Origin of the sequence: Allobosea sp., assembly GCF_036675845.1 — a bacterium.
Classification (GTDB): Bacteria; Pseudomonadota; Alphaproteobacteria; order Rhizobiales; family Beijerinckiaceae; genus Allobosea.
Window position 1 is genome coordinate 1 of record NZ_JAKFED010000029.1, and the last position, 6,258, is coordinate 6,258.

The window sequence follows — 6,258 nt, forward strand, 5'->3', positions numbered from 1 at the left end:
GCCTATCGCGAGCGCATCCTCGCCGCCCGGCCGGAAGGCTGCGACTTCACGCCGCTGATGACCTGCTATCTCACCGATACGACCGTGCCCGAGGAGATCGAGCGCGGCTTCCGCGACGGCGTCTGGGCCGCCGCCAAGCTCTATCCCGCCGGCGCCACCACCAACGCCCATCACGGCGTCACCGATATCCGCGCGCTCGGCCCCGTGCTGGAGCGGATGGAGAAGATCGGCATGCCGGTGCTGGTCCATGGCGAGGCGACCGATCCGGCAGTCGACATCTTCGACCGCGAGGCGGTATTCATGGAGCAGGAGATGCTGCCGCTCCTGAAGCGCCATCAGGGGCTGAAGGTGGTGATCGAACATGTCACGACCGCCGAGACGGTGGCGATCGTCCGCGCCCATGCCGGCCGTGCCGCCGGCACGATTACGCCACATCACCTCATCATCAACCGCACCTCGCTGTTCCAGGGCGGGCTGCGGCCGCATCTCTACTGCCTGCCGGTCGCCAAGCGCGAGAGCCACCGCCTCGCTCTGTGCGAGGCCGTCACCTCCGGCGATGCCTGCTTCTTCATCGGCACCGACACGGCGCCGCATCTGCGCGGTGCCAAGCAGGCCGAGTGCTGCTCGGCCGGCGTCTTCGGCGGCGCGACCGCGCTGCAGACCTATGTCCAGGTCTTCGACGAAGCGGGTGCGCTCGACCGCTTCGAGGCTTTCGCGTCCGAGAATGGCGCGCGCTTCTACGGCCTGCCGCTCAACGAAGGCACGATCACGCTGGAGCGGCGGCCGAGCCGGGCGCTGGCGGCGGTCGAGGTCGAGGACAGCGAGGTCGTGATCTTCCGCGGCGCCGAGAGCCTGCCCTGGTCGATCGGCGAGGTCAGGCCATGAGCGACAGCGGGAACAGGTCGTGAGCGACAGCGAGGGCAGGTCATGAGCGACAGCGCGATCGGCGAGGCGGTGGCCAATCTGCTGTTCCGGGCCGGCGCCGTGCATGTCAGCCGCCAGCAGCCCTTCGTGCTCGCGGCCGGCTGGGCGAGCCCGGTCTATGTCGATGTCCGCCTGCTGCTCGGCGATCCGCAATTGCGCCGCGCCGTCACCGATCTCGCCGTGCGCTATGCCGATGCCGCTTTCCCGGCCGGCAGCTTCGACGCCGTCGCCGGGGCCGAGACCGCCGGCATCCCCTTCGCCTCCTGGTTCGCCGACCGCACCGGGCTGAAGCTGCGCTATGTCCGCAAGCGCCCGCTCGGTGTCGGCCGTAACGCCCAGGTCGAGGGCGGGCCGGTCGAGGGCCTGCGCGTGCTGCTGGTCGACGACCTCACCACCGATGGCGGCAGCAAGCTCGGCTTCGCGCGCGGCCTGCGGGCGGCCGGCGCCAGCGTCGAGCACGTCCTGACGATCTTCTACCACGACGTCTTTCCGGGCGCCGGCGAGCGGCTGCGCGAGGCCGGGCTCAGCCTGCACCCGCTCGCCACCTGGGCCGATGTCCTGCGCGCCGATGCCGGCCGCGAGCTCGTGGTCGAGGACCGCGCCGAGATCGAGCGCTTCCTTGCCGATCCCGTCGCCTGGTCGACGCGCCATGGCGGCCGAGCCGGCCTTTCGCCGCGCGTTTGATCCGGAAGGAACCTGCCATGAAATCGAAGCCCCGGAACGATGCCGCCATGGCGGATGCCGCGGCAGCCGCGCCGATCACCGACCCGCCGGGCGCCGGCAACGTCGAGCTCGCGGCGACGCAGAAGATCGCGCTGGGGCAGGTCTCGACACGGCGCGAGCACGACCTGCTCGGCGAGATCGAGGTGCCGGCCGATGCCTATTGGGGCGTGCACACGCTGCGCGCCGTCGGAAATTTCCCGATCACCGGCGTGCCGGTCGGCCATTTTCCCGAGTTCGTCCGGGCGCTGGCCCTGGTCAAGCAGGCGGCGGCGCGCGCCAATCGCCGCCTCGGCAACCTGCCGGCCGCCAAGGCCGAGGCGATCGAGCGCGCCTGCGAGCTGATCGCGGTCGAAGGGCGCTTTCGCGACCAGTTCGTCGTCGATGCCGTGCAGGGCGGGGCCGGCACCTCGACCAACATGAACGCCAACGAGGTCATCGCCAACGTCGCGCTCGAGCTGATGGGCCGGGAGAAGGGCGACTATGCCGCGCTCCATCCCAATGACGACGTCAACATGGCGCAATCGACCAACGACGCCTATCCGACGGCGCTGCGCCTCGCCGTGATCTTCGCCACCGAGCCGATGATGGCGGCGCTCGACGAGCTCGCCTTCGCCTTCAAGGCCAAGGCGGTCGAGTTCGCCGACGTGCTCAAGATCGGCCGCACCCAGCTCCAGGACGCCGTGCCGATGACGCTCGGCCAGGAGTTCGACGCCTTCTTCGCCACGATCAAGGAGGATGTCTCGCGGCTGCGCGAGGCGGCGGCGCTGTTCCGCGAGGTCAATCTCGGCGCCACCGCGATCGGCACCGGCATCACCGCCGACGCCCGCTATGCCTCGCTCGCCATCGAGGAGCTGTCGCGCGCCGCCCGCCAGCCCATGGTGCCGGCGACGAACCTGATCGAGGCGACCTCGGACATGGGCGCCTTCGTGCTGTTCTCCGGCGTGCTCAAGCGCGTCGCGGTCAAGCTCTCGAAGATCTGCAACGATCTGCGCCTGCTCTCCAGCGGGCCGCGCGCCGGCTTCAGCGAGATCCGGCTGCCGGCGGTCCAGGCCGGCTCCTCGATCATGCCGGGCAAGGTCAACCCGGTGATCCCGGAGGTGGTCAACCAGGTCGCCTATCTGGTGATCGGCCATGACCTGACGGTGACGCTCTGCGCCGAGGGCGGCCAGCTCCAGCTCAACGCCTTCGAGCCGACCATCGGCTATTGCCTGCTCTCCTCGCTGCGCCACCTCACCGCGGCGGTAACGACGCTGACCACGCGCTGCGTCACCGGCATCGAGGCCGACCGCGAGCGCTGCCTGGCGCTGGTCGAGGATTCGATCGGCCTCGTCACGGCGCTCGTGCCACGGCTCGGCTACGAGGCCTCGTCTCGGGTCGCCCGGCGCGCCCTCGCCGAGAAGCGCAAGGTCGCCGAGATCGTGCTCGAGGAAGGCCTGCTCACCCGCGCCGAGCTCGACGAACTGCTGAAGATCGAGGCGATGACCGCGCCGTCGCGGCCGAAACCCGCGGCATCGCCGCGCCCCTGAGGGCGACATTCTACCGGAGTGGACGATGAACGAGCTGTTGAACTGGCTGCTCCAGCAGAAGGGCAGCATGAACACCTATCTCGAATTCCAGGCTCGCGCCTTGGAACTGCGGGCGAGCGAGCCGGAGCATGTCGCGCTGCTGCGCCTGCTCGCCGACCTCGCCGGCCGCTTCGCCGAAGCCTATGACGGCCGCCCGCTCGCGGTCGATGTCGCGGAGGGCGCGCTGCAGCAGCTCACCGGGCTGATCGAGGCGGCGCTCGCCCCGCATGCCGCCGACCCGGCGCATCGCCTCGCCTTGCTCAACCGGATCGGCGCGGCCGAACTCGCCTGAAGCGCCGGCGCTCGAGACGCCCTGGGGGATCGAATTTCAGGGCGACGGCTTCGTCTGCATGAATTGTCTTTGAAGTTATCCATTTTCATGAAATACGATTTCAGTAACTGTTTTTCATGGGATGGTTCTGTATTTCATGGGCGCCGGGCAAAGGAAGCCATTCTCGGGGGCGATGACCGCTTTTCACGGCCGCCGGCTGCCGGAAGCGGCGACGCCGGTCGGTTATGCGGCCCTGATCGATGCCTATGACCTCTCCGTCCCGATCCCGCTCACCCTGGCTGCGATAGGTCCTCGTCACAAGCTCTACCAGTCGGATGGCTGGAGCCTCTACACGCCGCGGCACGCGCCTGAGGCTGATCTCGCCGGGCACCTGACCTTCGCCCTGCGCTATGAGGGGTTGGATCTGGCGGTGCTGAAGACGGTGTTTCGCGCCACTGGGCCCGCCGCCATCGCGGATATCGTGCGCGCGGCCCCGACCGGCGGCTATGCCCGGCGGCTGTGGTTTCTCTATGAGTGGATGCTGGATGAACGGCTCGACCTGCCCGATGCCGGGCAGGGGGCGTATGTCCCCGTCGTCGATCCGAAACGGCAATGGGCGGCGGCGGCTGTGACCTCGACACGCCATCGCGTGAAGAACAACCTGCCCGGCACGCCGGCTTTTTGCCCGATGATCTCCCGGATCCCGGTGCTCGACGCCTTCGTTGCCCGGAATCTTGCCGGCGAGGCCCGCCGCCTGATCGCCGAGGTGCCGGCCGACCTGCTGGCACGGACGGCGGCCTTCCTGCTGCTGAAGGATTCACGGTCGAGCTTCCAGATCGAGGGCGAGGACCCGCCACAGGATCGCATCCAGCGCTGGGGTCAGGTGATCGGCGAGGCGGGCCGGCGTCCGATCGAGCGCGACGAGCTGGAGCGACTGCAGCGTATCGTCATCGGCGACGCGCGTTTCGTCCATCTGGGCCTGCGGACCGATGGCGGCTTCGTCGGCGAGCATGAGCGCAGTACGGGGGCGCCCATTCCTGAGCACATCAGTGCGCAGCCCGGGGACCTGCCGGCGCTGGTCGAGGGGCTGGTGGCTTTCGACAGGGGAGCGGCCCAGGAGCTCGACCCGGTGCTCGCCGCTGCCGTCCTGGCCTTCGGCTTCGTCTATATCCACCCTTTCGAGGATGGGAACGGCCGCCTCCACCGTTATCTCATCCACCATGTCCTGGCCGAGCGCGGCTTCAATCCACCGGGTCTGGTCTTCCCCGTCTCGGCGGTCATCCTCGACCGCATCGACGACTACCGCCGAACCCTGGAAAGCTATTCCCGCCGCCTGCTGCCGCAGCTGCGCTGGCGGCCGACCGATCGCGGCAATGTCGAGGTCCTCAACGACACGATCGACTTCTACCGCTATTTCGATGCGACCCCACACGCAGAATTCCTTTTCGCCTGCGTCGCCCGGACGGTCGATGTCGACCTGCCGGCGGAGACGGCTTTCCTGAAGGCCTACGACGCATTCAAGCGCCGGATATTGGCAATGCTCGACATGCCGGACAGGCTGATCGACCTGCTGTTCCGCTTCCTGCGCCAGAATGACGGGCGGCTCTCGAAGCGGGCGTGCGAGCGCGAATTCGCCGGCCTGACCGAGGACGAGCTGGTCCGGATCGAGGGCATCTATGCCGATCTTCGGGCGGATTTCTGAAGGCGCAAAGCTGTATCGGTGGGCCGCCGCAAAAGAGCGGTCGCTTTACGGCGTTGCTCCGACTTCGGCCGGGCCGTGTGCTATCCGGGCTCATCAAAAGCCGGTTTTTGGTTTAGTGAAGCTGGCGGAAGCGCGGGCTCCACCTGCGCGAAGACATCGAGAACCCGGGAAAGACACCGCCTCATGGCGTAAGATCGAGTGCGCATGATGCGCGCATGACGTTCCGAAATGAAAAAATGAAGCAATATCAGTTTATTAGATTCTCCGTGGCGCCGATGATGGACTGGACCGACCGGTATTGCCGCGTCGTCCATCGCCTGATGTCGCGCCGCGCCCTGCTCTATACCGAGATGGTGACGGCGCAGGCGGTGATCCGCGGCGACCGGCAGCGCCTGATCGGCTTCGATCCTTTCGAGCACCCCGTCGCGCTGCAACTCGGCGGCAACGATCCCGACCTGCTGGCGCAGGCGGCGCGGATCGGCGCCGATTACGGCTATGACGAGATCAACTTGAACTGCGGCTGCCCCTCCGACCGGGTCCAGGGCGGCGCTTTCGGCGCCTGCCTGATGCGCGAGCCGGCGCTGGTCGGCGACTGTGTCGCGGCGATGAAGGCGGCGGTCAGGGTCCCCGTCACGGTGAAATGCCGGCTCGGCGTCGACGACCAGGACCCGGAAGCGGCGCTCGACGCTCTGACCGCCGCGGTCCGCGCGGCGAATGTCGACGCGCTGATCGTCCACGCCCGCAAGGCCTGGCTGCAGGGGCTCTCGCCCAAGGAGAACCGCGAGGTTCCGCCGCTCGACTACAGCCGCGCCTACCGGCTGAAGGCCGCCAATCGCGACCTGCCGATCTCCGTCAATGGCGGCATCCGCGCCCCTGCCGAATGGCTGCCGCATCTGGCCCATCTCGACGGCGTCATGCTTGGTCGAGAGGCCTATCAGAACCCGGAAGTACTGCTCCAGGTCGATCCGCTGCTGTTCGGCGAGGCGGCGCCGGTGGCCGATGCCTTCGAGATGCTGGAGGCGCTCGAACCCTTCATCGCCGCGCATCTGGAGCGCGGCGGGCGTCTCCACGCC

6 protein-coding genes are annotated in these 6,258 nt (G+C 68.2%); all 6 read left to right on the forward strand.

What is annotated here, in order from left to right; genetic code table 11:
- Positions 1–885, forward strand: an 885-nt coding sequence (gene pyrC / locus V6M56_RS02235) for a dihydroorotase (protein WP_332680945.1), incomplete at its 5' end; no start/stop codon positions are given.
- Positions 886–927: 42 nt separating this feature from the next.
- The gene (locus V6M56_RS02240) at positions 928–1,608 is read left to right on the forward strand and encodes an orotate phosphoribosyltransferase (RefSeq protein ID WP_332680946.1); all 681 of its coding nucleotides are present in this window, start codon (positions 928–930) and stop codon (positions 1,606–1,608) included.
- Between the two features lie 17 nt (positions 1,609–1,625).
- A complete protein-coding gene (locus V6M56_RS02245; RefSeq protein WP_442881055.1) occupies positions 1,626–3,173 on the forward strand; it encodes an aspartate ammonia-lyase in 1,548 nt (515 codons plus the stop codon).
- A 25-nt stretch (positions 3,174–3,198) separates the two neighbouring features.
- Positions 3,199–3,504 (forward strand): hypothetical protein, encoded by a 306-nt coding sequence (locus V6M56_RS02250; RefSeq protein ID WP_332680947.1) that lies wholly within the window; start codon positions 3,199–3,201, stop codon positions 3,502–3,504.
- A gap of 172 nt (positions 3,505–3,676) precedes the next feature.
- On the forward strand, positions 3,677–5,185 hold the full coding sequence (locus V6M56_RS02255; protein ID WP_332680948.1) for a Fic family protein: 1,509 nt from the start codon (positions 3,677–3,679) through the stop codon (positions 5,183–5,185).
- A gap of 236 nt (positions 5,186–5,421) precedes the next feature.
- Positions 5,422–6,258 (forward strand): tRNA dihydrouridine(20/20a) synthase DusA (dusA, locus tag V6M56_RS02260; RefSeq protein WP_332680949.1); only part of this gene is annotated, 837 nt, incomplete at its 3' end.

What these genes read in the sequence shown, in the direction of transcription:
- V6M56_RS02240 (WP_332680946.1), top strand. Translation starts at nt 928, where the DNA reads ATGAGCGACAGCGCGATCGGCGAGGCGGTGGCCAATCTGCTGTTCCGG.
- V6M56_RS02245 (WP_442881055.1), top strand. Translation starts at nt 1,626, where the DNA reads ATGAAATCGAAGCCCCGGAACGATGCCGCCATGGCGGATGCCGCGGCA.
- V6M56_RS02250 (WP_332680947.1), top strand. Translation starts at nt 3,199, where the DNA reads ATGAACGAGCTGTTGAACTGGCTGCTCCAGCAGAAGGGCAGCATGAAC.
- V6M56_RS02255 (WP_332680948.1), top strand. Translation starts at nt 3,677, where the DNA reads ATGACCGCTTTTCACGGCCGCCGGCTGCCGGAAGCGGCGACGCCGGTC.